The organism is Bacteroides sp. RTP31139st1_H2_RTP31139_211217 (assembly GCF_040227615.1).
GTDB lineage: Bacteria > Bacteroidota > Bacteroidia > Bacteroidales > Bacteroidaceae > Bacteroides > Bacteroides uniformis.
In genome coordinates this window covers 1-19755 of the sequence record NZ_JBCNZM010000089.1, presented here as the reverse complement: position 1 = coordinate 19755, position 19755 = coordinate 1, and the positions used below count along the sequence as shown (strand labels likewise).

The window sequence follows — 19755 nt, the reverse complement described above, 5'->3', positions numbered from 1 at the left end:
ATCGGGGAAGCGTACCGAAATAAATCCTGTTTCCGTCTTTCGGTACGTTTTGTTTCTGTACCGGAATTAATCAAAGATTAGAATAACCATAAATGTTTTTATACGTTAATCATACGTATGTATATATGTATATATTTGTTTTGAGTATCTTTGTGTGCTATGAATAAAAAATAAAAGACATGAGCACTTATTCGTATAAAAATCCGAAGTTTATAAATTCCCCTAAAGGGGTGGTTGAAGTTGTAGAAGTGATTTATGACGGCAAAGATGATCCGGCCTATTCACTGGCTATTATTAAATGGGAAAATACCTATAAATTAGGTATTCGTTGGAACATCGCTTATAGTGAATGGGACGATTACCGCAAACAGAACGGGCAAGATGAATGTATAGGTAATCCACAGTCGAGAGGTATTCCCACCTGGTTTGTTTTGCCCGATGATATGATGTTTAGTGAGAAGTTCAGCGGTGCGATGCAGAGGCTTGATGAATTAAGAAAAGGTAAATAAGTAATGGAACAGGGAGAAATCATATTATACCAGCCGGATGAAGCGGTCAGGTTGGAAGTGAGGCTGGAAGATGAAACCGTTTGGCTGACACAGGCGCAAATTGTGGATCTTTTTCAATCCAGCAAAGCAAATATAAGCGAGCATATAAAAAACATATATGATCAGAAAGAATTAGAGGAAAGTTCAACTGTTCGGGATTTCCGAACAGTTCGACAGGAAGGCAAACGGCAAGTGATGCGCAATCTGACTTATTACAATTTGGATGCGATCATATCCATTGGGTTTCGTGTCAATAGTAAAAGAGGTATTTTATTTAGGCAATGGGCGAATAAGGTTTTAAAGGACTATCTTTTAAAAGGGTATTCCATTAATAAACGTTTGTCAGAACTTGAAAGGACTGTCGCTCAACATACCGAGAAGATAGATTTTTTTGTGCGTACTGCCTTGCCCCCGGTCGAAGGCATTTTTTATAACGGCCAGATTTTCGATGCGTACAAGTTCGCTACCGATCTGGTAAAGTCGGCCAGGCGTTCGATCGTGCTTATCGACAACTATGTGGACGAAACGGTCTTGCTCATGTTGAGTAAACGCAGCGTCGGTGTCTCGGCCACCATTTACACCCAGCGTATCACGCAGCAACTCCAACTTGATCTTGACAGGCATAACAGCCAGTACCCACCTATCGACATCAGGACGTACCGGGACAGTCACGACCGTTTCCTGATCGTTGATGAAACGGACGTGTACCATATCGGAGCCTCGTTAAAGGATCTGGGGAAAAAGATGTTCGCTTTCTCAAAGCTGGATATTCCGGCGGCTGTGATTACTGACCTGTTATAATATCCTTTGTCTTATGAATGGGCTGTCGCAAAAGAAAAACCCGTTCTTGATGAACGGGTATATCCTTGACTTGGTTACGTGTTTTGATAACAGAGGCTTTACCAAGCATTACAATGCAAAGATAGTAATTATAGGTTAATTAGCGAATTTCTTTTTTGGATAGATCCGGAAATAATGCCTCCTTGAAAGAGGTGGATAAGGTGATTAAAACAATAGATAAGGAAGAACAAAAGCAAAAGGGATGAATGTGGTTATTTATTCACGTGTAAGCTCGCAGTCGGCCAGGCAATCGACCGAACGGCAGGTTGTCGATCTGGAGAGGTTCGCAGCCGGACGGGGGTACGAGGTGACGGCGGTCTTTGAGGAAAAGATAAGCGGACGAAAGGCCAATATCGAACGCCCGGTTTTAAGCCGTTGCCTGGAATACTGCACAGATCCGCAGAACCGGGTGGATATGTTGTTGCTGACCGAGATCTCACGCCTGGGGCGTTCAACCCTGGAGATCCTAAAGTCACTCGATACGCTGCACACGCATAAAATATGCGTGTATATTCAAAACCTGAACCTGGAAACGTTACGGCCGGACAAGACGGTAAACCCCTTGTCCTCTCTGATCACTACCCTGTTGGGGGAACTGGCCGCGATCGAACGCCAGGGGATCATCGACCGCCTTAATAGCGGACGGGAGTTGTACATCCAGAAAGGGGGCAGGCTGGGACGGAAGCCGGGAAGCCGGAAAACGGCCGAACAGAGGAAAGAGGAATACCGGGAGGCGATCGCCTTGTTAAAGAAAGGCTACTCGATCCGGAACGTGGCGAAGCTCACGGGAAAGGCCGTTTCGACGATACAACAAGTAAAAAAAGACTTCATTAGTAGCTGATTATCGGAACAAATATTGTATTTTTGCAACAAATACGAGTAAATGCACATAATTAAAAACGAGTATTTACACGTGTCTAAAAACGAGTATTTGCACGAAAATAATCAGAATCTAAATAAAAACGGTTATGGCAACAATGGCGGAGAAAATGGCGGCTTCACTGGAGGAATTAAGAAAGCTCCAGGAGAAAGACCGCTGTGTCGTCCTGCAAGGGACGGCCGAGATAGGGAGGACGCATTTAACCCGGCTGTTGGATAACGGCTGGTTGCAGGAAGCCTAATCCGAAGCCGTCTTTTGCGGCGGCATTTGAAAGACGTTCAAATGCACCGAATACTCGTTGTTGCTCATCTTCGGTCATGCCCGTACCGGTATCTTCAACGATAAGTTTCAGCAAACCGTTATCATAATCCGCTGCCAATGATACACTACCGTTATCCGTGAACTTGATGGCGTTTGACAACAAGTTGTTGCCGATTTGCAGGATACGTTCCTTGTCGGTCAAAACCACCGCATCGGTGTGGCTCTCCACTATCAAAGTCAGCCCCTTGTTCATGGCAATGGGCATGAACTCCGTTTCAAGAATATGCGTGATTGCGGAAATCCTGCAAGGGGAAAGGTTGGGTTGCTCCTTGCCGTTGTCCAGACGGAAGAAATCCAGCAGCGTGTTGAGCATCTCCCGCATACGCTCGGAAGATTGCCGGATATTATCCACATACATGGTGCTTTTATCCGCGCTACAACTTTTCTGCATCAGTCCGGCATAGCCTCATTTTGTCAATCGTATTTTTTCGTGGTAGAAGTAGTTTACGATGACAGGTTTGCCTTTTTCCGAGCGTCCGTATGGCAGATCGTTTATACGATACGGGAAGCCCTGCTCCTTGGCGTAATTTGAAATGTCCTGCTCCAATGCCTGCCAGTATTCAAGCCTTTTTTTATTGTAAATTTCCTCGTAAAGCGGTATGAGGTCAGGATACTTCTCACGGATATACGTCATTATCCCGCCTTTGAACTGCCCGCGTAAATTCAGGTTTTCAAGCCAGATTAAATCAGCATAATCTTTTACCTCCTCTATTATTGCCTTTACGTCTGTTATTCTGGGGAATATGGGCGAGACGAAGCATACGGTGCGGATACCTGCCTCGTATGTCTGACGCATCGCTTTCAGACGGCGTTCAATGCTTACGGCGTTGTCCATATCTGCGCAGAACTGCTCGTCGAGCGTATTGACAGACCATGACACAGTCACTTTGGGAAAACTCTTCAACAGGTCGAGATCGCGAAGGACAAGATCGGACTTTGTGCATATCATAATCTCGGCATCGCTTCCTCGCAGCTCTTCGAGCAGCCTTCGGGTACGGTGGAATTCTTCTTCATACGGATTGTAACCGTCCGTCACAGACCCTATTACAACACGTTCACCGTCGTATTTATGAGGATTCGTTATCGGCTTCCAGTTTTTTACATCTAAAAACGTACCCCACGGCTCGGTGTGCCCGGTGAACCGTTTCATGAACGATGCGTAGCAATACCTGCAGGCGTGGGGACACCCTACATAAGGGTTGACCGAATATCCTCCCACCGGCAGAGAGGATTTGGTCATTACACTCTTTACATCTATTTCCTTTATTGTATCCATATTCATTGTATTCGTCTGGTAAATTGTTCCGGCAATTCCTGAATCATTCTTTCGTCGCCCATAATCGGCAGCAAATCCTCTTTCATGAACACCGGTATGCCATGAGCCTTTGCCTGTTCTGCAATGCTAAGCACCCATTCGGGGCGCGAATATGACTTTCCTTTTCGGTTTCCGGTCTCTGTGCCTATGACAATCCAGTCAATTCCCTCGAAATCAATCTCGCCGATATCATCGAAGAGAGGTTCAAACGTGACATGGTAGTGTCGTGCTTTGATATTCTTTTTCAAATCATCAATCCTCCTTTTCTCGGAACTGCGCGTAACGGTCACGCCCATCCATACGTTCTCGTCGTCAGAGGAGAAACTGATTTTGTCAGGGCGCTTCGTCAGAAAGATATAGGCGTGCTGGGGATTGCTGCTGATCCGCTCGAAAATTTCTGCGTTCCATTCAGGCTTCCAATCGGAGAAATCGCTCATTCCTGTCATGAGCCACACATGAGGACGGGACGTATCGATGATGCGCAGTTTTCGTTCCATGTATTCAGGCACGGAAAAGTCGTCGGTAATGTGGAAACGGCGGCAGTTGTTACGGGCATAGCAGTAAGGGCATCCTATAGTGCACCCTACCACTATGTTCATGTTTTTTATCAGGGATTTAATGCAGACACTCATAACACAACTGTTTCTCCGTCCTCCGGGATAATCAGCCGGCTCATGTCGGCTTCGTGATGCGTTGCCTCATTGCGCAGAATTGCACGGGTGGTCTGGCAATGGTCGATGGCATCCATGTGTACGGCTATCAGCTTGATATGCGAAGGCAATTCGTCAAGTATCTGCATCACTTCGTTCTCGTCGGGGATGATAGGACCGTCCGTTTTGGAAAATTCGGGAAAGATTGCACCTCCGGAGTTTACCACGATATAGTCAGGATTGAACCGTTCCACGGTGTCTCGGATACATGCTTCCCATCGGCAGTCACCCATTATATAAACGGTCGGGAAGCCCTCGGCTTTTAGCACATAACCTGATACAGGTCCCATCATCTGCCCGATCTGCCCGAAACCATGATGTCCGGTCGTGCGGTAAATGGATATGCCGTCTATTGTTTTTATTTCTTCGATGGGTATCACATTTGTAAATCCGTCGTTTCTGATGGCGTCCGCGTCCTGGGGCTGAACGTAGAAAGGAATTTCTTTGGGCAAATGTGTGGGGACACTCGGCTCGTAATGGTCGATGTGATTGTGGGTCAGGAGCACCATGTCCACGCCTCCGATAATATCCTGAATAGGAATGGTGAGGTGTACCCTCGGTGTTTTATTCACACCGAGGGCCGATATCAAAGTGCCTTTGTCGGCTAAAACGGGGTCAATTAGCATGGTGTGTCCCGCATACCTGATTTTCAAGGTGGCATTGCGCACCAATTGTACTGTAGATGTCTTTTTCATGACTATATGTCTTGTTATTGATTACGGGTGCAAAGTTCGGAAGAATCCGGCGAAACATCTATGCCTGAAAAAACGGTAATTATGCCATTTTGATAAATGAAATTATTATCTTTGCAAAAACGACAAGGATATGGACGAGATAATCAACCCTGATCGACTGGTCAGCGTACCGTTCAACAAGACACGCTGCGGCGTGGATTTTTACATCAATACTGCCATAAACAAGGACATCGGACTTGTGCTGACAGAAAACAAGCGGTTTAAGACAGACTTCTTCAGCTTCTACTTTTTCCGTAAGGCAAACGGATATTTGCTACTGAACTTCCGCAAGATTGAACTGCGCGACGGCATGGTTCTCCTGCTTTCACCCCATCAGCAACAAGAGTGGCATGTAGATGAGACGGCGTTGGATTACACGTTCCTTATATTCCGCGAAGATTTCATGCGTACTTTTATCGCCGACAAGTTCTTCGTTTTTCGCCTTTTGTATTGTTACCAGACAGATACGCCGCCTTACATCAATGCCACACATGACGAAATGAAGGAATATATGCGGCTGCTCGGAAAGATTAAGTATGAGCTGATGAATCCAGTGTCCGATACGTACAATATCATTGTTTCCTTACTATATTATCTTTTGCTGATTATCAATCGTACATACGCTGCCGCCTATTGCTTGCCCGCTGAAATTGCTAAAAACAATTTCGCTTTTCGGTTCAAGGACTTGTTGGAACAGAATATCCGCACCCACCAGCGGGTGCAGGAATATGCAGACATGCTTCATGTCAGTCGCATCACACTCAATAACTCAGTAAAAGCCCAATTCGGAGTATCAGCTACCCATTTGATAAAACAACGTCTGCTTGAGGAACTGAAGAACGAATTGCTATTCTCCAACCGCACTGTCAGTGAAATGGCGGATGATTTCAATTTCTCTGATCCGAGCCATCTCATGCGCTTCTTCAAACAGCAAACAGGCAAAACATTTACTCAGTACATGACGGATTACAATAAAGGCATATACGAATAACTTCTTAATATAGTCGATAGCGGCTATCGAAATATGGTTGTTGATGTTCAGGCGTTTTTGTACTGCATGAACCATTTTACGATTTCTGGATCTTCGTGCGAGCCGAGTAAGAAAGGCTTGTCGGTATCCAGCGTCTTTATCCGTGCCATGTCGTCGGCCGACAGGGTGAAGTCTAATATGTCGAGATTCTGCTTCATGCGTTCCGGTTTCACAGACTTAGGAATAATTATGCACACTGATATTTATCGCGCCCGGACAGGTGTTCGGTGCGGAAGATGACGGCATGCAGTTCCAACCAGATGGCTACCTGCTTATGTTCCATCCCGACCTGCTGCGGAATACACCTCTCGGGCGGATAATGCGTGAATATTCGTTCTTTTCCTACGAGACAAACGAGGCATTGCACCTTAGTGTGGAAGAACGGCAAATCATCATGGATTGCTTCCACAAGATTCAATATGAATTGAACCATCCGATACACCGTCACAGCAAGAACCTCATCACAGACAGCATCAAGACGTTCCTTGATTACTGCACACGTTTCTATGACCGTCAGTTCATCACACGCGACAACCAAAACCGAGACATCCTCGCAAGATTTGAGCGGTTGCTTGACGAATACTTCCATGATGGGGCTGCTAAACGGATAGGCTTGCCCACTGTACAGTATTGTGCAGACAAGCTCTGCCTCTCGCCCAACTATTTCAGTGATTTATTGAAAAAAGAAACAGGTTCAACCGCCCTGCATTTCATTCATGACAAGTCTATTGAAATAGCCAAGACGGAACTTGCATCTACAGACGACACCGTTAATGAAATCGCCTATAATCTCGGTTTTCAGTACCCGCAACATTTTACCCGACTGTTCAAGAAAGAGGTAGGTTACACTCCGAATGAATATAGAGCGCAAGTGTCGTGAGAATTGGATTAGTACAGAATATTAGAACCCAACACCTCTCTTGCGCTTAACTTTCTTCCTTCTGCGAAGTATATCCACCATTTCCTGATTGGCTTCCGCATCAGCAGTGTTATAAGATGAGCCACTGCTTTTTAGCAATCCCCAAGAGCCGTTGAACAACTCGCTTTGTGCCGTGCCGGACGGTGCGCTTGGTGTAGCCGTTTCATATATTCCGGCTGTTATTCCCATACGTTCCCTGCATCTGTTGTGCTGCAAAGCCGCGTCAATCTTGGAATAACTGAAACGCCTGTCCACTTTGGAGCCGTTGAAATGGTAGCCATTCATGGAGAATACAACACCCTGCACCTCGCTGGTCTGCCCCTTATGCTTGAAATGTACTTCCACTCCCTGCCGTTTCAGGTTGGCGATAAGCACGTTCCAGTTGCCGCATCTGCCGACTTCCATTTTGATGATGTCGTAAAGCGCATATTTCGTCCTGTCTGGCTCTTTCAGGCGGTTGCGTTTGACATTGTCCTTTCCGCCAGCCATATGCAAGCCGTATTTCAAGGTCAATTCCTTGCAGATGCGGGTACTGCGCAGACGCTCGTGCCTGTCCGATATGGTATTGCCGTTGTTGTCTATGCGGTTGAAAGCAATATGCACGTGCGGATGCTCCTTGTCGAAATGCTGGGCGATGAAGAACTGCGTATTCTTGATTCCCATCCGTTCCATATATTCAAGCGCGATGCCTGCCATGATACGGTTCGTCAGCCGTAACTCATCCTCTTTGGAAAAACTCAACGCGATATGTCCGACAGGTTTTGTCACCTTATCGTTCATCCGTGACTGGGCATTGAAACTCATGGCGATAGTTTCCAGATTTTCCATAAACAAGCCTTCGCTTGCTACTATCTGCGTATCCTTCTTCTTGTCGATGATGTAATCCACCGCACCCTTGAAGTCGCTTCCTTTTACGATTTTCGCCATCATATCCCTATCTTGGTTATAAGTTCATGAATCCTTGCCACTGCCACCTTGCAGTCCCACCGTTCATCGTGGAAGCCTCCGGCGTTTGCCTTACGCGCAAGCTGGTTGAGATTGTTAGCCATGCCGCAGAGTTGGCGGATGTATCCGGCATGTTCCTCCGACAGCCGTTCTTTCACATGACCGTTACGGAAACATTCCCTCATGTACTCGCTTGGTGATACGCCCGCCTCATGCGATCGTGTCAGCAGGCGGAAGTAGTCGGCTGCCGTCATTTTCACTGCGATACGGTATTTCAGTTTCTCGGTTGCTGTTAATTCTTTGTATTTTCTTACCTGCCTCAAATCCGCAACTAAGCCCTTCAACGTCCTTCTTGCGTGTACACGTCCTCTCATTACTGAATTATCAGATAAATTGAGGCAGAAACACCCACTTCTGCCTACAACATCCCCTTACCCCACAATGCGACTTGAGACAATACGCAGTATCATACCCATAAGTTGTAGGCGTTATCCAAAATCAGTCTGAAAAATATCTGCGTAAGCATTGTTACAGGTATAGATATTCAGCACATACCGCCTTGATGTCCTGATCCACTTGGCTGGTACAGAGATAAACCTGAAGACAAACGCTTTTATGCGACTTGTTGCATTGAGTCCGAACCTCTTTACGTCAAGTCTTTGGATAATGGCCTTGTAGAAGTTACGGATAAGTGCTGTAAGAAGAAGGAACACAGTGTTCTCGGCCATGAAGGATTTGGGCAATCTGTCCCACCCGAAACCATTGTTCATATCATCAAAGATACGTTCCTTTCCTCCACGAAGGTTATAGAACTCGACAATTTCTCTTACGGAAGATTCATAGTCGTTAGTCAGGATACAACGGTATGTGTATTCTCCTTCCCAAAGATCCTGCACACCATCCATCCGTTTCTGTCTTTGAATCACAAGTCGGTATGCTTTACCCTTCCACTTCTCAACAAGGATAGAGTTCAATTCAAACTCAATGCCATTGATTTCCTCAGTCTTCCAGCCTCTGAGAGCAAATATGTCATTGTAGAGCGAACTGCAGCGGTTAGTGCGGATATAGAAGGACTTGCAGTGTTTCTCTATTTCCTCCACGATTTCCTCGGAACATGATCCGCAATCAGCTCTGAAACGATTGATAGTGAGCCTGTTCTGTTCAAATCTCTCAAAGAACCTCTTCAGCGTGTCCTTCTGATGAAAACGAAGGTTTTCGTTAAGCCAGATGAGCAGAGCTAAGTTTACTTAAGCTCTGCCATGGCGAGAAAACGTGCCATGAAATGGAACTTTTGTGTTACCATCGCTATTCTCAATGCCAACAATCAAGTCACCAATAACCGCCACGCCAGGGCGATAACCAGAGAACTTCTTGTATGTAGGCTTTGCATCATACTTCTCACCCTCTTTCAGTTGGTCAGATGCAAACATACAATTGAGCAGTAAAGTATTGAGAGTGTCAGCCGTGTTGAAATCGTAGTTCTTACCCGTATCTGATGTGTATGAGATGTTTTCTTGCGTCAGTTCCTTTATCGCTCTGAGGATAGTATCAGAACTACAAGTATGAAGTGTCGGATGAAGCGAGAGATGGTTCATCAAATGAGTAGTGACATCCTCAATACATGAGCCACCACAGAAGTAGATACTCATGAGAGAACGGATGATTTCGCTGTACTGATAACCTAACGATCTACACCTTAGACCGAGGGTTGAGTCGATTACAGATGACAATGTGGAGTCAAATTGCTCATCAGGTAGGGCGGAAGGATTTCGAGGAATTTGGACGACGCATAGGGTTGGGCAATAAATTGATAAAGCGTGAGCTTGATGAGTTTGTCAAAGAGAAACCATTGGTGCAAGTATTGATAGACCGTTCCTTTTTATCGGAAGAACTGAAAAAGTAATATAGGATGTCTATGGGGTACAGGTGTAAGATGCTTTCTTTCTGATGAAGGGCGGATAAAGCATTCTTCAGGAAAGTACTTCTCCTTTTCCCATACCGGTCATACCGTTAAAACTGATTGATAATTATGACGCGTATGTTGGCCGGTATGCCTATCTTTGTGGCAATGAAAACAGAGAAAGGATTGATTTTGTAAGTATTATCATGGCAAAAGAACTGATTCGTGTCCCTAGGGTGCTTGGGGAAAGCTATAATTCCGTGCTGATTGAACGGTTGTATGAGGCAGGTGGAAATGTCATGCTCGATCTGATCATATACCTGGGCAGCTATCACCTCAAAGACTTGTTCGGGACTTCCTGGTTCTCCGTAGAAGACTTCTGCCGTAAGATGGGGTATGACCGTACCAACTTGCAGCGCAAGCTGGATAGCCGGCAGCTCGCGGCCATGTTCGGAAAGAATATGCAGCCGGAATATGTATGTACCGACACGGCAGGACAGAGAATCAGCCATCCTATCGAGACGGTTTTTGAGGCGGCTCTCTATAAACTGGGATTGGAGAACCTCTGCTATCCGACCATTGGCGAGGATGGCCGTACATCCTATAATTTCGTGCAGATCTTGAAACGTTTCGACATAATGACCGATTTCAAGACGAAGAAGTCAACGAAAAGGCTGTACTCGGCAGTGGTAAGCCCGGAGATAAAGAATTTCATGTTCTCGCTCTATAACCTCTTGGAACTTCAGGATTACCGTAGCCTGCCCAGCCGTTACCGCTATTTCTATCTGGAACTTTCCAAGATGGTTTACCTGATCAAGTATAAGACCACCAAGAATGAGGCTCCTTTTTATGTGCTGACAGTCGATCAGCTGGCTAAAAAGCTCGGCATAGAGATTGCCGAACCCAAAGACCGGAAAAAGAAGGTCGCCTCGATACTGAAAAGATGAATACTTACCTGAAATATACCAATTTCAATTTCTCTTTTGTGAAAGGCGATCATGAGAGATGGGCATATACCGTGTTGTTCTCGTTTCCTAGGCATACGCTGCACTATTTTGATGAAGGACAATATGCTGTCGTGGTGAAGAAATTCTATAAGAACCTGCTTGGGCTGTATGTCGAGATTGCCTACCCGGACACGGATATGGCTGTCAGGAGGAAGAAGATCAAAGAGGTGGAGGAAGATGCCGGACTGTATAAAGAGTTCCTTTTATGGGCAAACTCCCCGGAAAGCGTAGAAAAGAAGAAACAGATATATATCAGTGATTTCGTGGCTGTATTCGGCAGGTTTCCGGAAGGATGGGCACAGGAAGAGTTGGAGAGTGCCAATGGAACGGAAGTTGCTCCTGCTCCTGAAGAGTTCATATCTCCGGAGACGGACGGGGCGGTGAACATGGACGATCCAGCTGTGTAGAACCGTCCACGTTTCACGGTTTTTTATAGAATTAGTTGTGTAGAAGTGTCCCTATTGGGGTGATTAGATGTGTGGAGTCATCCGCTTTGCCTGTTTTAGTTGTGTAGAAGTGTCCCGTTTGTTGCTTCTAGTTGTGTAGAACCGTCCACTCCTTTTGCTTTAGTTGTGTAAAAGCGTCCGGTTTCACTTGTCAGCTGTGTAAAACCGTCCACCCGTTAATGAAGGGAATAGGTAATCCCTGTTTTTTTTATATGTCGGTATATCAGTGAAATAAAAGAGAGAAATTTTTAAATAAAAGGTATCGGCTGTGTAAAACCATCCACCAAAATACATAATAAAGACCTAAACTCCTAACCCCTTTAAATATCCCCAAAGCGATAACATAGAAATGACTGGGAAAATAAATTTTCCCTTCACATGCCCTATACGTACTTTCGGAAAAAGATTTTTCGGAAGTATGTGTTGATTTTCACGCTTTTTTATATGATTGGAAGGCGGTTCTGTTCATCTTCTGTATCCGAATTAGTTTTTCAGGGCGTTCCCTTCTGACCGGGCTATTCGTTGCAAGTCCTCGTTACCCTCCAGGCTTTTCCCTGCTATCCCTAACGCTCTACGCTCCGGCTATGCCGGAAGAGAGGTATGATGATTTTTTCCTGAACTGATAGGAACATTGCGAAGGTAGGCGTGGCCGGAACGCCCGATATTGAAAAGCCAAATCTCCATCCTCCCATTCCGGGAGGTAGTATTTACCAGTTCAATCCCGTTCTGATCCGTCTTTCCCGCTTTCTCTTCAATGCACTGTTCCCAATCAGTTGAGGAAAAATTTATGGTTGGGGCGACAAGCGATGTTTGCGAGTATTAATCTTTTAATTTTTGGCAGTATGAAAACGAAGAGAACCGTATTTGAAGTGAATGACGTTTATCGGGTGATGGAAAACAGCGAGTTGATTTATACCTTGACGAACAGTGAGAAACTGAAACGTGAAGAATATAAGTATGAACAGATGGAAATAGAAGGATTGTGCTTGTCTGATGTACTGGAAACACTAACACCCAGCCGTAAAAAAGTCGCTTATGCGGCGATTGAGCTATATAAACGGCTGAAAGAAGGGCAAGTTGAAAGTCCTGCGCTTTTATCCAGCAATAATGTTTATAAAATGATGCATCCTGTTTTGTGCGATATAGCTACTGAAGAGATGTGGGTGCTGTTGCTGAACAGTTCGTCCAAACTCATCCGTAAAGTCCGTATCTCATGCGGCGGGATAAATACCGCCCCTGTGGATATACGGGTTATCATGAAGCAGGCATTGTATTATAACGCCGTATCTTTTATCATGGTACATAACCACCCATCAGGAGCACGCAAGCCCAGCAGTGCGGATGACCGCTTGACGGAAGCAGTTAAAAAAGCCGCTGAAACATTAGACATCCGTTTGGTTGACCATGTGATTGTGGCAGGCAATAACTATTATAGCTATGCGGACGAGGGAAGATTGCAAAATAGGTAAGGTGGACGGGAGAAATCCCGTCTGCCCGGGATTTCGGCTTCGGGGTTCTTTTTTGGCAGTCACCCCAAAAAAGAACCAAAAAAATGCTTCCCGGACTATCGGATGCGACATCGTAAAATACGCAAAGACGTGGCTTTTCAGAATAAATACATATCTTCGCGCCAAAGGTGATCGGAATGAATGTATTTTCTACTTTTGATACAGGCGTTATGGTGGCTCTCTTACTGGGCATTGAGTTTCTTAGAAGTGATATCCGAACGATTCTCTATTGTAAAAGGAATGATCCCAGGATTCTTAAGAGTTGCTTATATACGCTGCTTATATTATTGACCAGCCTTTATTCTATTGTGGCCGGAGCCATGCTTCATCCGGAACCCGTACCTGTTTATGAGTTGATACCCGGTTTTCAATATGGGGTTTATGGCTTTTCTTTTTCGTTTATATTGCTCGCTGTTGCATGTCTTTATCGTAAAACATTACCTTTTGTCCTTTTGGGCTACGCTATGATATATGTGATCGGTGTATTGATACCACTACTTAGGTATGTAGTGTCTATGATGGATTATTTCACTCGCACAAGGGTATAGCAGGTTAATTTCTTGATTGTATCGGATTGCCCTTTCTGTGGGCTGCCTCCCCCGGCTTCTTTCCTCCGATCCGAGTCCGGCTTTTTGCTCGGCAAAGGTTTCGGGATTCCGCAAATGGCAAGTTACGGCCATGCGCCTTTACTGTATGGAAAATAACGATGAAGAAGTGTCTTCCCGACATTTTCCATAAGTGAAACTTGGCTTATTGCTTGCAATCCAGACCTTGATATGCCGAAAAAAGGCTCAGAACTCAGATGGGGAATGACATCAAAAAAAAGGTCGGCTGACCAAAGACCTTCCCGATACAAAAAATGAAAAGGTCTTGAATCTAGCTGAAGAATAAATCAGATGTTCAACTTAAATAATGCTAATATGGAAAATTTGATTACACAAATCAACAAAGAGAGATTGGTTAATAGCGACACAGCTCTTATGATGAAGGAATTATACTATTACGTGCCTTGTGAGTATTGGTATGACAAACAGGATAGGCTACGCACCGATATTGAGGGAAGGAATACCCCGATGTATATGTGCGAGTGCCCGACACTGGCAGCATGTATCCAATGGATGATACAGACTCGTGAATATACGTTTCAAACAGAACAAAACGTGGCGGTCTGGCATGTGGTTGTGAGGGCTGGAGATTATGTGTTGTATGACTCCGAAAGTAATGCGGACGCTTTTTGTTGTTTGGAAGAAGCATTGGAAAAAGCGGTACAGGAGTGCATGGAGTTATTGTATTAAAATTAAAAAAAATCAGTCCCCGTGAAGGGGACTTTCCTATAATCTTGCTGAGAGGTGGAATTGCAGACGATCTTTGAGAATCATCTTTGAAGGATGGGCAGAGGTTTATTCGTTATTTGTTATTTTTGTTCTCGGATTTCAGCGCAATTCCATTCCTTCTTAATAGGCGATATACTGTTCCGCTACTGCCTATGTTTAATATTTTCTGTATCTCCCTTACCGGCGTTCCGGATTCATAGAGTTGGATGCAGCTTTTCTGCTTGGCGATGTTGTTTTTGTTGATAAGTGTCTTTCTGCCGAATTTGACACCTTTTTCCTTGGCGATTCTTCTGCCTTCTTGGGTTCTCTCATAGATAAGGTCTCTTTCAAACTGAGCGAAAGCACCGAGAATGTTGTTCATCAGTTGGCCGATTGCGCCTTCCGTACTGATGTTGTCTTGCAGTGAGGTGAATTGGATGCCCCTATTCTTGAAATCTTCCAATAGCGTAAGGATATTCTTCAGCGAACGGCCAAGCCGGTCCAGCTTATATACGACAAGTGTGTCGCCTTCCCGGAGAAAGCTCAGGCAGGCATCCAGTTCCGGGCGGTTTTGTTGACGTCCGGTCATTTTCTCAGAGAAGATTTTCTCGCATCCGGCAGCCTTCAACGCTTCCAGTTGCATATCCAGATGTTGTTCCTTGGTGGAAACACGGGCATATCCTATTTTCATCCTGTTTTCGTATTTAAATGTGTAATGAAGGTTTTAATTCTTCACTTTTTCAAATATGAAGACATTAATTCTTCATATTCCTCACGGCTGTATTGGTTGAACCCCTTTTGCTTCATTGCCAAAAGAAGCCTTTCCAGTTCTCCGATAGTCACTACCTGTTTGCCGATAACGGTAAATTGTTCCCATTCTCCCTTTTCGTTGAGCAGGTATTCCCGGTGTGCAAAACAGTAAAGAGAACCATCGATGTCATTCCGTTTCTGCCATTGACGCAGGTGCTTCAAACTGGTGAAATCACGGGTGACAGTACGTGGAATGGGAACCAATACGTCAATTTCCATCTTGAATTTTATATTCTCTTCCGCTTCTCGCATGGGTGATTAGCTTATTTCATAATACATCAATTATCGTATGGGCAGGAAGTTCCAGTTTGGAGAAAGCAAACATTTTCTTGCCCAAATCCTTTAGCGATGCCCCAATATGATATACTTCCGTATTATCAATGATTAAGAAGCGGTCATGACTACTTTTGTAGGTTCTAGCTTCAATGGGAGGATATTGGTCATTGTGTTTGTTTAAATCAAGTTGGAGCTGTGCGTTTATTTTGTGTATAAATAGTAGCTGATACTCCACTGTTTCGTTTGCTCAACATGAGTAACACGGATTCATCTACATAGTTGTCGATAAGCACAAGTGAGCATTTGGCAGACTTTATTAAATCTGTAGCAAACTTATACGCATCGAATATCTGACCGTCAAAGAATATACCTTCCACCGGAGGCAATGAGGTGCGTACAAAGAAGTCTATCTTTGCATCATGTTCAGCAATGGTTTTCTCTATTTGGAAGAATCTATTGTTCATTCTATATTCCATGTCATTGAGCCGTTGGTTTATAGAATAACCTTTCAATAAATATTCTTTTAAAATTTTATTTGCCCATTGCCTGAATTGCGTACCTCTTACGCTTTTAACTCTGTATCCAACTGAAATTATTACGTCTAGACTAAAGAACTTGACAGGCTTATCGGAATTAGCAATGTGCAAAAAATGCACATTGCTTTTCTCTTCCAATTCCTTTTCCTTAAAAACATTATTTATATGTTTGGTAATAACGGTTCTGTCACGTTGAAAAAGTTCTGCTATCTGCGCTTGTGTGAGCCAAACGGTTTCATCTTCTAAACGTACTTCCAACCTTACAGCTTCATCCGGTTGGTATAGTATGATTTCTCCTTGCTTCTCCATTATATGTTTCGCTTTTATTATATTGTTGCAAATGTACGAAAAAGAAACGTTATAAAGTCTGTTTTTTCCGTAAGTATTACCTTAAAAATTTGTTCCCTTTTTATTTTAATAAAACAGAAACATTCTGCTGTTTTAAAAATCAGTTATCTGTTTGCTATTCATAGTTAGGGTATCAAATAACTAAAATTCAAATGGAAACGCAAATCTATATTTTATGCAGATTTGTTTGTTAGAAGCGGAGAAAAGGACACAAGACATGATAAGAATCATAGGTCGGGGAGCGCCGCACGGCAAGGGGGGCACTAGCCTCCCGACGAGTGCAGCCGTTGGCCGGGTTATCGGTGAAAATGGAAAAAAGTTGGCTTTTCTTTTGGTATTGTTATAACTTTGTCTATATTTGTGTTGTGATAATCAATTTTAAAGTTATAACATTATGGTAACAAACATTATTCAGATTGGAAACAGCAAGGGGATAATACTTCCTTCCGAGATATTGAAACAGTTGCGTTTGTCCTTGAAATCGGCTGTGAGCATTTCTTTGGACGGGAACAATATTGTGATAAAGGCACAACCACGGCAGGGATGGGCGGAAGCTGCCAAACGTGCCCATGAGAATGGGGATGATGAGTTGCTTATCCCTGATGTGTTTGAGGATGAAAAGTTTGAGGATTGGACATGGTAGAACAGTATGGAGTGTATTGGGTAGAGTTAGACCCTACCCGTGGGGGTGAAATGGCAAAGACACGGCCATGTGTTGTTGTAACTCCTTCAGATTTGAATATGTACCTTACAATAGTAGTCATTGCTCCGATAACCTCCACCATAAGGAACTATCCTTACCGGGTTCTGTGTTCTGTAGCCGGGCGTGATGGGGAGATAGCCACGGATCAGATTCGCACGGTGGACAAAAGCCGGCTGAAAAGAAAGATTGGAGATTTGAATTTCAGTGAGATAAAAAGACTGAAGGAAGTGTTTCATCAAATGTTCTGTGAATAATGGAAAGTGTGCAAATAACAGGTTATGTAGCGTATTCAAAAAAGATATTATGAAGCCAACTACTTATATTAATTGGGACGGTCTGAAAGACATTCCATTCTTCTACTGCGATACAAAGGAAGATGAAGAAAACAAGGATTTCGACATCTATTACCAGGGCAAGCTGGTGTTGCATGACTACAACCATTGCGGACACTACCTTTACACTGCTGCGCTGCTGTTCAGTAAAATCAGAAACATTACAGCCGACTGGGTGAACCTGCATAACCTTTGGATTCTGCGTGATTGCGTGCGCGAGAATTACAATCACGGCATAGGAGTGGACGACCTTATTTTCGGAGAGAATTTCGATGGCAAGAACCTCGATACACTCACACCGCTTACCAAGAAACGCTTTGATTATTTGTGTAAGCGGATTAAGGAACTTGACCCATACGCAACAATTTAACACTTCATTGGGCGAAGGCAGGGCTTGCTGCGGATGCCAGACTTTAAATAATCCATTGGATTAATTATCTTTGCACGCTAATTTTCAAATTATAAAGAAATGACTAAATCGGAAATCGTAAAGGAAATATCTGCCAGAACCGGCATCGACGGCAAAGCGGTGCTTGCTGTTTTGGAAGGATTCATGAACGAGGTAAAGACTTCGTTGGGTAAGGAGGAAAATGTCTATCTTCGTGGATTCGGTAGTTTCATAGTGAAGAAGAGAGCGCAAAAGACAGCTCGGAATATCTCTAAGAATACTACTATGATTATTCCGGCTCATAACATACCGGCATTTAAACCGTCTGACGAATTTTTGAAAATGGTAAAACAACAGAACGCATAATAGGTAAACACAATGAAAGATCAGTTACGATTATTGAGAGACTGTATCAATAATGATCGTCCGGCAGTTGTCTTTCAGGGAGACGATTTTTGCGCTCCTGAGATTTTGGAAGCAGCAAAAGAAATTTATCGTAAACATGGTTGTTCCGAAGAATTTCTTTTTGACTGGCAGCTGCTTATCAATGAGGTGAAGGCTTACCAGTTAGAAAGTCCGGCAACTGTCAAATTGCCGAAACTCTCCCCGACAGAAACGGAACTGGTGCGGGAAGAGATGACTAAACGCTAAAAAATATTCTCGTTTAATACGCACCTTTTATTCTTCAGGCAGCGTATTGAACGGGATGGGATTAAAATGTTGGCGAACCTGCTTTTTTCGAAAGTTCCTGCCAATAGTTGAAGTCACTCGGTGAAAGATGCTCTTGCATCCAGTCACGCATACCAATATCGTTTCTTTCGTTCACATATCTCGTAAACGGAATCATTGTCTTACATGCTTCAAATCCAAGCATTCTCATATGGCGTGAAATGTTGGGAGGAAGACCTTCCAACCACTCTTTATAATACATTATCAATCTGTTTTCTTGGATTGGAACCGCTTGTTGGTGGTAAATATAGCTGGCGTTTCCGATTCTAATATCTCTGGCCTTATTTTCCCGTTCTTCTTCAGGTAGCCGACTTAAATATTCAGCTTGTGCTATTCTGCATTTGGAGTTTGGATGTTCCATGGTATTTTATATAATTAAGACTCTTCAATGATACGGTTCATCAAATCACATATTTTTTGGCAGCTATGACGGTCTGCGCAAGCAGGATAGGGGCATTTCTCAAAGGATGCCTGATTATCCGTAACTATGAAACCTCCGGAACGACGTACATAACTTACCGGATGAAAATAAATATCTTCCTTTTTCGGCCTATAAGTACATAGTCTTATAAGGCTGTTCAGCTCTTTGCAAATTTGCTCACATTTTTCTTTGGGATAATGTGGCAAATCACTGAATGCTTCGTAGGGGACAAAGGCAAATGCTTTGTCATCCCACATGACAGGTGTGTAATTCTGTACCATTTGTTATTTGGAATAAGGATGGCTGGCAGATTCCGTATTTCTGTATCAGTTAGGTAATCCGTCACTATTTAAGTGCGCCTGGGCAAACTCCCGGAGGTTCGTTTCGGCAATGCACTTTTCATAAATCTCATCCAATACTTCTTGCATATTTTCTACTTTATTGAATTTTAAGGGGCTGCCGTTTGTTGCGGCTTGCCTTTCCAGTTGTTCGATGATACTGGGAAATATCCCACGCAATAAACCGACGGTAGCTACGGCTGTAGCTGGTTCTACCTCTATTGTAATCTTTTTCTTTTCCATATCGTTGTATTATGTTATCAAAAGTAATAATTATTAGGATATTGGTAAGCATTTCTTCTGAAAAACTTTTTAAAGATATTGTTTTAAGATGACATACTGTGTTTTTGCGTTCACGCAGTATTCTTTCCCACCCTCCCCTTCATCGGAATGACTGTTCTCATTTCCGGTTTACCCGTAGTCATCCGCTATGCGGCTGATTATGGGCAAACCAGAAA

The 19755-nt window shown here is 43.9% G+C and carries 28 protein-coding genes and 3 pseudogenes; 17 read left to right on the top strand and 14 right to left on the bottom strand.

Annotation, left to right across the window (positions count from 1 at the left end; genetic code table 11):
• Positions 1-179: 179 nt before the first annotated feature.
• The 4 genes from ABUA47_RS14950 to ABUA47_RS14935 all read left to right on the top strand — a co-directional run bounded on the left by ABUA47_RS14950 (position 180) and on the right by ABUA47_RS14935 (position 2509).
• Entirely contained in the window at positions 180-509 is a 330-nt protein-coding gene (locus ABUA47_RS14950) for a hypothetical protein (RefSeq protein WP_005868799.1), read from the top strand.
• A 3-nt stretch (positions 510-512) separates the two neighbouring features.
• Positions 513-1349, top strand: a complete 837-nt coding sequence (locus tag ABUA47_RS14945) for a virulence RhuM family protein (RefSeq protein ID WP_005868798.1) — start codon at positions 513-515, stop codon at positions 1347-1349.
• Between the two features lie 241 nt (positions 1350-1590).
• A complete protein-coding gene (locus tag ABUA47_RS14940; RefSeq protein ID WP_007564634.1) occupies positions 1591-2229 on the top strand; it encodes a recombinase family protein in 639 nt (212 codons plus the stop codon).
• A gap of 127 nt (positions 2230-2356) precedes the next feature.
• Entirely contained in the window at positions 2357-2509 is a 153-nt protein-coding gene (locus ABUA47_RS14935; protein WP_005868795.1) for a hypothetical protein, read from the top strand.
• Here the strand turns inward: ABUA47_RS14935 and ABUA47_RS14930 are convergent.
• From ABUA47_RS14930 to ABUA47_RS14915, 4 genes and pseudogenes are all read right to left on the bottom strand, one after another.
• Positions 2504-2995 (bottom strand): annotated as a pseudogene (locus ABUA47_RS14930) (sensor histidine kinase); the annotation flags it as partial. The gene ABUA47_RS14935 and the pseudogene ABUA47_RS14930 overlap by 6 nt on opposite strands.
• Complete coding sequence (locus tag ABUA47_RS14925; RefSeq protein ID WP_004329298.1) at positions 2996-3871, bottom strand: radical SAM mobile pair protein B; 876 nt, start codon at positions 3869-3871, stop codon at positions 2996-2998.
• The gene (locus tag ABUA47_RS14920; RefSeq protein ID WP_004329299.1) at positions 3868-4536 is read right to left on the bottom strand and encodes a radical SAM mobile pair protein A; all 669 of its coding nucleotides are present in this window, start codon (positions 4534-4536) and stop codon (positions 3868-3870) included. Before ABUA47_RS14920 ends, ABUA47_RS14925 begins: the two co-directional genes overlap by 4 nt.
• The gene (locus ABUA47_RS14915) at positions 4533-5309 is read right to left on the bottom strand and encodes an MBL fold metallo-hydrolase (RefSeq protein ID WP_004329300.1); all 777 of its coding nucleotides are present in this window, start codon (positions 5307-5309) and stop codon (positions 4533-4535) included. Before ABUA47_RS14915 ends, ABUA47_RS14920 begins: the two co-directional genes overlap by 4 nt.
• 130 nt (positions 5310-5439) lie before the next feature.
• Between ABUA47_RS14915 and ABUA47_RS14910 the strand changes: the two genes are divergently transcribed.
• A complete protein-coding gene (locus ABUA47_RS14910) occupies positions 5440-6339 on the top strand; it encodes a helix-turn-helix domain-containing protein (RefSeq protein ID WP_004329302.1) in 900 nt (299 codons plus the stop codon).
• Positions 6340-6386: 47 nt separating this feature from the next.
• Here the strand turns inward: ABUA47_RS14910 and ABUA47_RS14905 are convergent, their stop codons facing one another.
• Complete coding sequence (locus tag ABUA47_RS14905) at positions 6387-6536, bottom strand: hypothetical protein (RefSeq protein ID WP_004329303.1); 150 nt, start codon at positions 6534-6536, stop codon at positions 6387-6389.
• 62 nt (positions 6537-6598) lie between these two features.
• Between ABUA47_RS14905 and ABUA47_RS14900 the strand changes: the two genes are divergently transcribed.
• The gene (locus ABUA47_RS14900) at positions 6599-7258 is read left to right on the top strand and encodes a helix-turn-helix domain-containing protein (RefSeq protein ID WP_004329304.1); all 660 of its coding nucleotides are present in this window, start codon (positions 6599-6601) and stop codon (positions 7256-7258) included.
• 21 nt (positions 7259-7279) lie between these two features.
• Here ABUA47_RS14900 and ABUA47_RS14895 read toward each other — a convergent pair whose 3' ends face one another.
• The 3 genes and pseudogenes from ABUA47_RS14895 to ABUA47_RS14885 form a co-directional block, all read right to left on the bottom strand.
• Positions 7280-8227 carry a relaxase/mobilization nuclease domain-containing protein gene (locus ABUA47_RS14895; protein WP_005868790.1) on the bottom strand — a complete coding sequence of 316 codons (948 nt, stop codon included), beginning with the start codon at positions 8225-8227 and terminating at the stop codon, positions 7280-7282.
• The gene (locus ABUA47_RS14890; protein WP_005868789.1) at positions 8224-8616 is read right to left on the bottom strand and encodes a MobC family plasmid mobilization relaxosome protein; all 393 of its coding nucleotides are present in this window, start codon (positions 8614-8616) and stop codon (positions 8224-8226) included. The genes ABUA47_RS14895 and ABUA47_RS14890 overlap by 4 nt, the downstream gene beginning before the upstream one ends.
• A gap of 114 nt (positions 8617-8730) precedes the next feature.
• A pseudogene (locus tag ABUA47_RS14885) lies at positions 8731-9990 on the bottom strand (IS1380 family transposase); the annotation flags it as partial.
• Here ABUA47_RS14885 and ABUA47_RS14880 point away from each other — a divergent pair.
• The 6 genes from ABUA47_RS14880 to ABUA47_RS14855 all read left to right on the top strand — a co-directional run bounded on the left by ABUA47_RS14880 (position 9972) and on the right by ABUA47_RS14855 (position 14398).
• Positions 9972-10145 (top strand): hypothetical protein, encoded by a 174-nt coding sequence (locus ABUA47_RS14880; RefSeq protein ID WP_224201638.1) that lies wholly within the window; start codon positions 9972-9974, stop codon positions 10143-10145. The pseudogene ABUA47_RS14885 and the gene ABUA47_RS14880 sit on opposite strands and share 19 nt — an antisense overlap.
• 203 nt (positions 10146-10348) lie before the next feature.
• Positions 10349-11089, top strand: a complete 741-nt coding sequence (locus tag ABUA47_RS14875; RefSeq protein WP_349824551.1) for a hypothetical protein — start codon at positions 10349-10351, stop codon at positions 11087-11089.
• A complete protein-coding gene (locus ABUA47_RS14870) occupies positions 11086-11556 on the top strand; it encodes a hypothetical protein (protein ID WP_349824552.1) in 471 nt (156 codons plus the stop codon). Before ABUA47_RS14875 ends, ABUA47_RS14870 begins: the two co-directional genes overlap by 4 nt.
• Before the next feature lie 881 nt (positions 11557-12437).
• Positions 12438-13064 carry a RadC family protein gene (locus ABUA47_RS14865; protein ID WP_005868785.1) on the top strand — a complete coding sequence of 209 codons (627 nt, stop codon included), beginning with the start codon at positions 12438-12440 and terminating at the stop codon, positions 13062-13064.
• A gap of 176 nt (positions 13065-13240) precedes the next feature.
• A complete protein-coding gene (locus ABUA47_RS14860) occupies positions 13241-13651 on the top strand; it encodes a hypothetical protein (RefSeq protein WP_005868783.1) in 411 nt (136 codons plus the stop codon).
• A 348-nt stretch (positions 13652-13999) separates the two neighbouring features.
• Entirely contained in the window at positions 14000-14398 is a 399-nt protein-coding gene (locus tag ABUA47_RS14855) for a hypothetical protein (RefSeq protein WP_005868782.1), read from the top strand.
• A gap of 112 nt (positions 14399-14510) precedes the next feature.
• Here the strand turns inward: ABUA47_RS14855 and ABUA47_RS14850 are convergent, their stop codons facing one another.
• The 3 genes and pseudogenes from ABUA47_RS14850 to ABUA47_RS14840 form a co-directional block, all read right to left on the bottom strand.
• Entirely contained in the window at positions 14511-15107 is a 597-nt protein-coding gene (locus ABUA47_RS14850) for a recombinase family protein (RefSeq protein ID WP_005868781.1), read from the bottom strand.
• Between the two features lie 41 nt (positions 15108-15148).
• On the bottom strand, positions 15149-15478 hold the full coding sequence (locus ABUA47_RS14845; protein WP_005868780.1) for a hypothetical protein: 330 nt from the start codon (positions 15476-15478) through the stop codon (positions 15149-15151).
• 16 nt (positions 15479-15494) lie between these two features.
• Positions 15495-16347 (bottom strand): annotated as a pseudogene (locus tag ABUA47_RS14840) (virulence RhuM family protein).
• A 433-nt stretch (positions 16348-16780) separates the two neighbouring features.
• On the opposite strand from ABUA47_RS14840, the gene ABUA47_RS14835 reads away from it, so the two are divergent.
• The 5 genes from ABUA47_RS14835 to ABUA47_RS14815 all read left to right on the top strand — a co-directional run bounded on the left by ABUA47_RS14835 (position 16781) and on the right by ABUA47_RS14815 (position 18460).
• Positions 16781-17029 carry an AbrB/MazE/SpoVT family DNA-binding domain-containing protein gene (locus tag ABUA47_RS14835; RefSeq protein WP_005868778.1) on the top strand — a complete coding sequence of 83 codons (249 nt, stop codon included), beginning with the start codon at positions 16781-16783 and terminating at the stop codon, positions 17027-17029.
• Entirely contained in the window at positions 17023-17343 is a 321-nt protein-coding gene (locus tag ABUA47_RS14830) for a type II toxin-antitoxin system PemK/MazF family toxin (RefSeq protein ID WP_005868777.1), read from the top strand. The genes ABUA47_RS14835 and ABUA47_RS14830 overlap by 7 nt, the downstream gene beginning before the upstream one ends.
• A 49-nt stretch (positions 17344-17392) precedes the next feature.
• Positions 17393-17791 carry a hypothetical protein gene (locus tag ABUA47_RS14825; RefSeq protein ID WP_005868776.1) on the top strand — a complete coding sequence of 133 codons (399 nt, stop codon included), beginning with the start codon at positions 17393-17395 and terminating at the stop codon, positions 17789-17791.
• A gap of 99 nt (positions 17792-17890) precedes the next feature.
• Positions 17891-18175: an HU family DNA-binding protein gene (locus tag ABUA47_RS14820; RefSeq protein ID WP_005868774.1), complete on the top strand. Its 285-nt coding sequence runs from the start codon at positions 17891-17893 to the stop codon at positions 18173-18175.
• A gap of 12 nt (positions 18176-18187) precedes the next feature.
• Positions 18188-18460 (top strand): hypothetical protein, encoded by a 273-nt coding sequence (locus ABUA47_RS14815; RefSeq protein WP_005868772.1) that lies wholly within the window; start codon positions 18188-18190, stop codon positions 18458-18460.
• A 61-nt stretch (positions 18461-18521) separates the two neighbouring features.
• Here the strand turns inward: ABUA47_RS14815 and ABUA47_RS14810 are convergent, their stop codons facing one another.
• From ABUA47_RS14810 to ABUA47_RS14800, 3 genes are read right to left on the bottom strand one after another with little or no spacing between them, the layout of a single operon-like run.
• Complete coding sequence (locus ABUA47_RS14810) at positions 18522-18899, bottom strand: hypothetical protein (RefSeq protein ID WP_005868770.1); 378 nt, start codon at positions 18897-18899, stop codon at positions 18522-18524.
• Between the two features lie 14 nt (positions 18900-18913).
• On the bottom strand, positions 18914-19240 hold the full coding sequence (locus tag ABUA47_RS14805) for a hypothetical protein (protein WP_005868769.1): 327 nt from the start codon (positions 19238-19240) through the stop codon (positions 18914-18916).
• Positions 19241-19285: 45 nt separating this feature from the next.
• Positions 19286-19540: a hypothetical protein gene (locus ABUA47_RS14800; RefSeq protein ID WP_005868768.1), complete on the bottom strand. Its 255-nt coding sequence runs from the start codon at positions 19538-19540 to the stop codon at positions 19286-19288.
• Positions 19541-19755: the final 215 nt, after the last annotated feature.

What these genes read in the sequence shown, in the direction of transcription:
- ABUA47_RS14935 (WP_005868795.1), top strand. Translation starts at nt 2,357, where the DNA reads ATGGCAACAATGGCGGAGAAAATGGCGGCTTCACTGGAGGAATTAAGA.
- ABUA47_RS14805 (WP_005868769.1), bottom strand. Translation starts at nt 19,240, where the DNA reads ATGGTACAGAATTACACACCTGTCATGTGGGATGACAAAGCATTTGCC.
- ABUA47_RS14875 (WP_349824551.1), top strand. Translation starts at nt 10,349, where the DNA reads ATGGCAAAAGAACTGATTCGTGTCCCTAGGGTGCTTGGGGAAAGCTAT.
- ABUA47_RS14830 (WP_005868777.1), top strand. Translation starts at nt 17,023, where the DNA reads ATGGTAGAACAGTATGGAGTGTATTGGGTAGAGTTAGACCCTACCCGT.
- ABUA47_RS14820 (WP_005868774.1), top strand. Translation starts at nt 17,891, where the DNA reads ATGACTAAATCGGAAATCGTAAAGGAAATATCTGCCAGAACCGGCATC.
- ABUA47_RS14880 (WP_224201638.1), top strand. Translation starts at nt 9,972, where the DNA reads ATGTGGAGTCAAATTGCTCATCAGGTAGGGCGGAAGGATTTCGAGGAA.
- ABUA47_RS14800 (WP_005868768.1), bottom strand. Translation starts at nt 19,540, where the DNA reads ATGGAAAAGAAAAAGATTACAATAGAGGTAGAACCAGCTACAGCCGTA.
- ABUA47_RS14925 (WP_004329298.1), bottom strand. Translation starts at nt 3,871, where the DNA reads ATGAATATGGATACAATAAAGGAAATAGATGTAAAGAGTGTAATGACC.
- ABUA47_RS14855 (WP_005868782.1), top strand. Translation starts at nt 14,000, where the DNA reads ATGTTCAACTTAAATAATGCTAATATGGAAAATTTGATTACACAAATC.
- ABUA47_RS14940 (WP_007564634.1), top strand. Translation starts at nt 1,591, where the DNA reads ATGAATGTGGTTATTTATTCACGTGTAAGCTCGCAGTCGGCCAGGCAA.
- ABUA47_RS14910 (WP_004329302.1), top strand. Translation starts at nt 5,440, where the DNA reads ATGGACGAGATAATCAACCCTGATCGACTGGTCAGCGTACCGTTCAAC.
- ABUA47_RS14905 (WP_004329303.1), bottom strand. Translation starts at nt 6,536, where the DNA reads ATGAAGCAGAATCTCGACATATTAGACTTCACCCTGTCGGCCGACGAC.
- ABUA47_RS14890 (WP_005868789.1), bottom strand. Translation starts at nt 8,616, where the DNA reads ATGAGAGGACGTGTACACGCAAGAAGGACGTTGAAGGGCTTAGTTGCG.
- ABUA47_RS14810 (WP_005868770.1), bottom strand. Translation starts at nt 18,899, where the DNA reads ATGGAACATCCAAACTCCAAATGCAGAATAGCACAAGCTGAATATTTA.
- ABUA47_RS14865 (WP_005868785.1), top strand. Translation starts at nt 12,438, where the DNA reads ATGAAAACGAAGAGAACCGTATTTGAAGTGAATGACGTTTATCGGGTG.
- ABUA47_RS14895 (WP_005868790.1), bottom strand. Translation starts at nt 8,227, where the DNA reads ATGATGGCGAAAATCGTAAAAGGAAGCGACTTCAAGGGTGCGGTGGAT.
- ABUA47_RS14920 (WP_004329299.1), bottom strand. Translation starts at nt 4,536, where the DNA reads ATGAGTGTCTGCATTAAATCCCTGATAAAAAACATGAACATAGTGGTA.
- ABUA47_RS14945 (WP_005868798.1), top strand. Translation starts at nt 513, where the DNA reads ATGGAACAGGGAGAAATCATATTATACCAGCCGGATGAAGCGGTCAGG.
- ABUA47_RS14950 (WP_005868799.1), top strand. Translation starts at nt 180, where the DNA reads ATGAGCACTTATTCGTATAAAAATCCGAAGTTTATAAATTCCCCTAAA.
- ABUA47_RS14860 (WP_005868783.1), top strand. Translation starts at nt 13,241, where the DNA reads ATGAATGTATTTTCTACTTTTGATACAGGCGTTATGGTGGCTCTCTTA.
- ABUA47_RS14850 (WP_005868781.1), bottom strand. Translation starts at nt 15,107, where the DNA reads ATGAAAATAGGATATGCCCGTGTTTCCACCAAGGAACAACATCTGGAT.
- ABUA47_RS14815 (WP_005868772.1), top strand. Translation starts at nt 18,188, where the DNA reads ATGAAAGATCAGTTACGATTATTGAGAGACTGTATCAATAATGATCGT.
- ABUA47_RS14825 (WP_005868776.1), top strand. Translation starts at nt 17,393, where the DNA reads ATGAAGCCAACTACTTATATTAATTGGGACGGTCTGAAAGACATTCCA.
- ABUA47_RS14835 (WP_005868778.1), top strand. Translation starts at nt 16,781, where the DNA reads ATGGTAACAAACATTATTCAGATTGGAAACAGCAAGGGGATAATACTT.
- ABUA47_RS14870 (WP_349824552.1), top strand. Translation starts at nt 11,086, where the DNA reads ATGAATACTTACCTGAAATATACCAATTTCAATTTCTCTTTTGTGAAA.
- ABUA47_RS14845 (WP_005868780.1), bottom strand. Translation starts at nt 15,478, where the DNA reads ATGCGAGAAGCGGAAGAGAATATAAAATTCAAGATGGAAATTGACGTA.
- ABUA47_RS14915 (WP_004329300.1), bottom strand. Translation starts at nt 5,309, where the DNA reads ATGAAAAAGACATCTACAGTACAATTGGTGCGCAATGCCACCTTGAAA.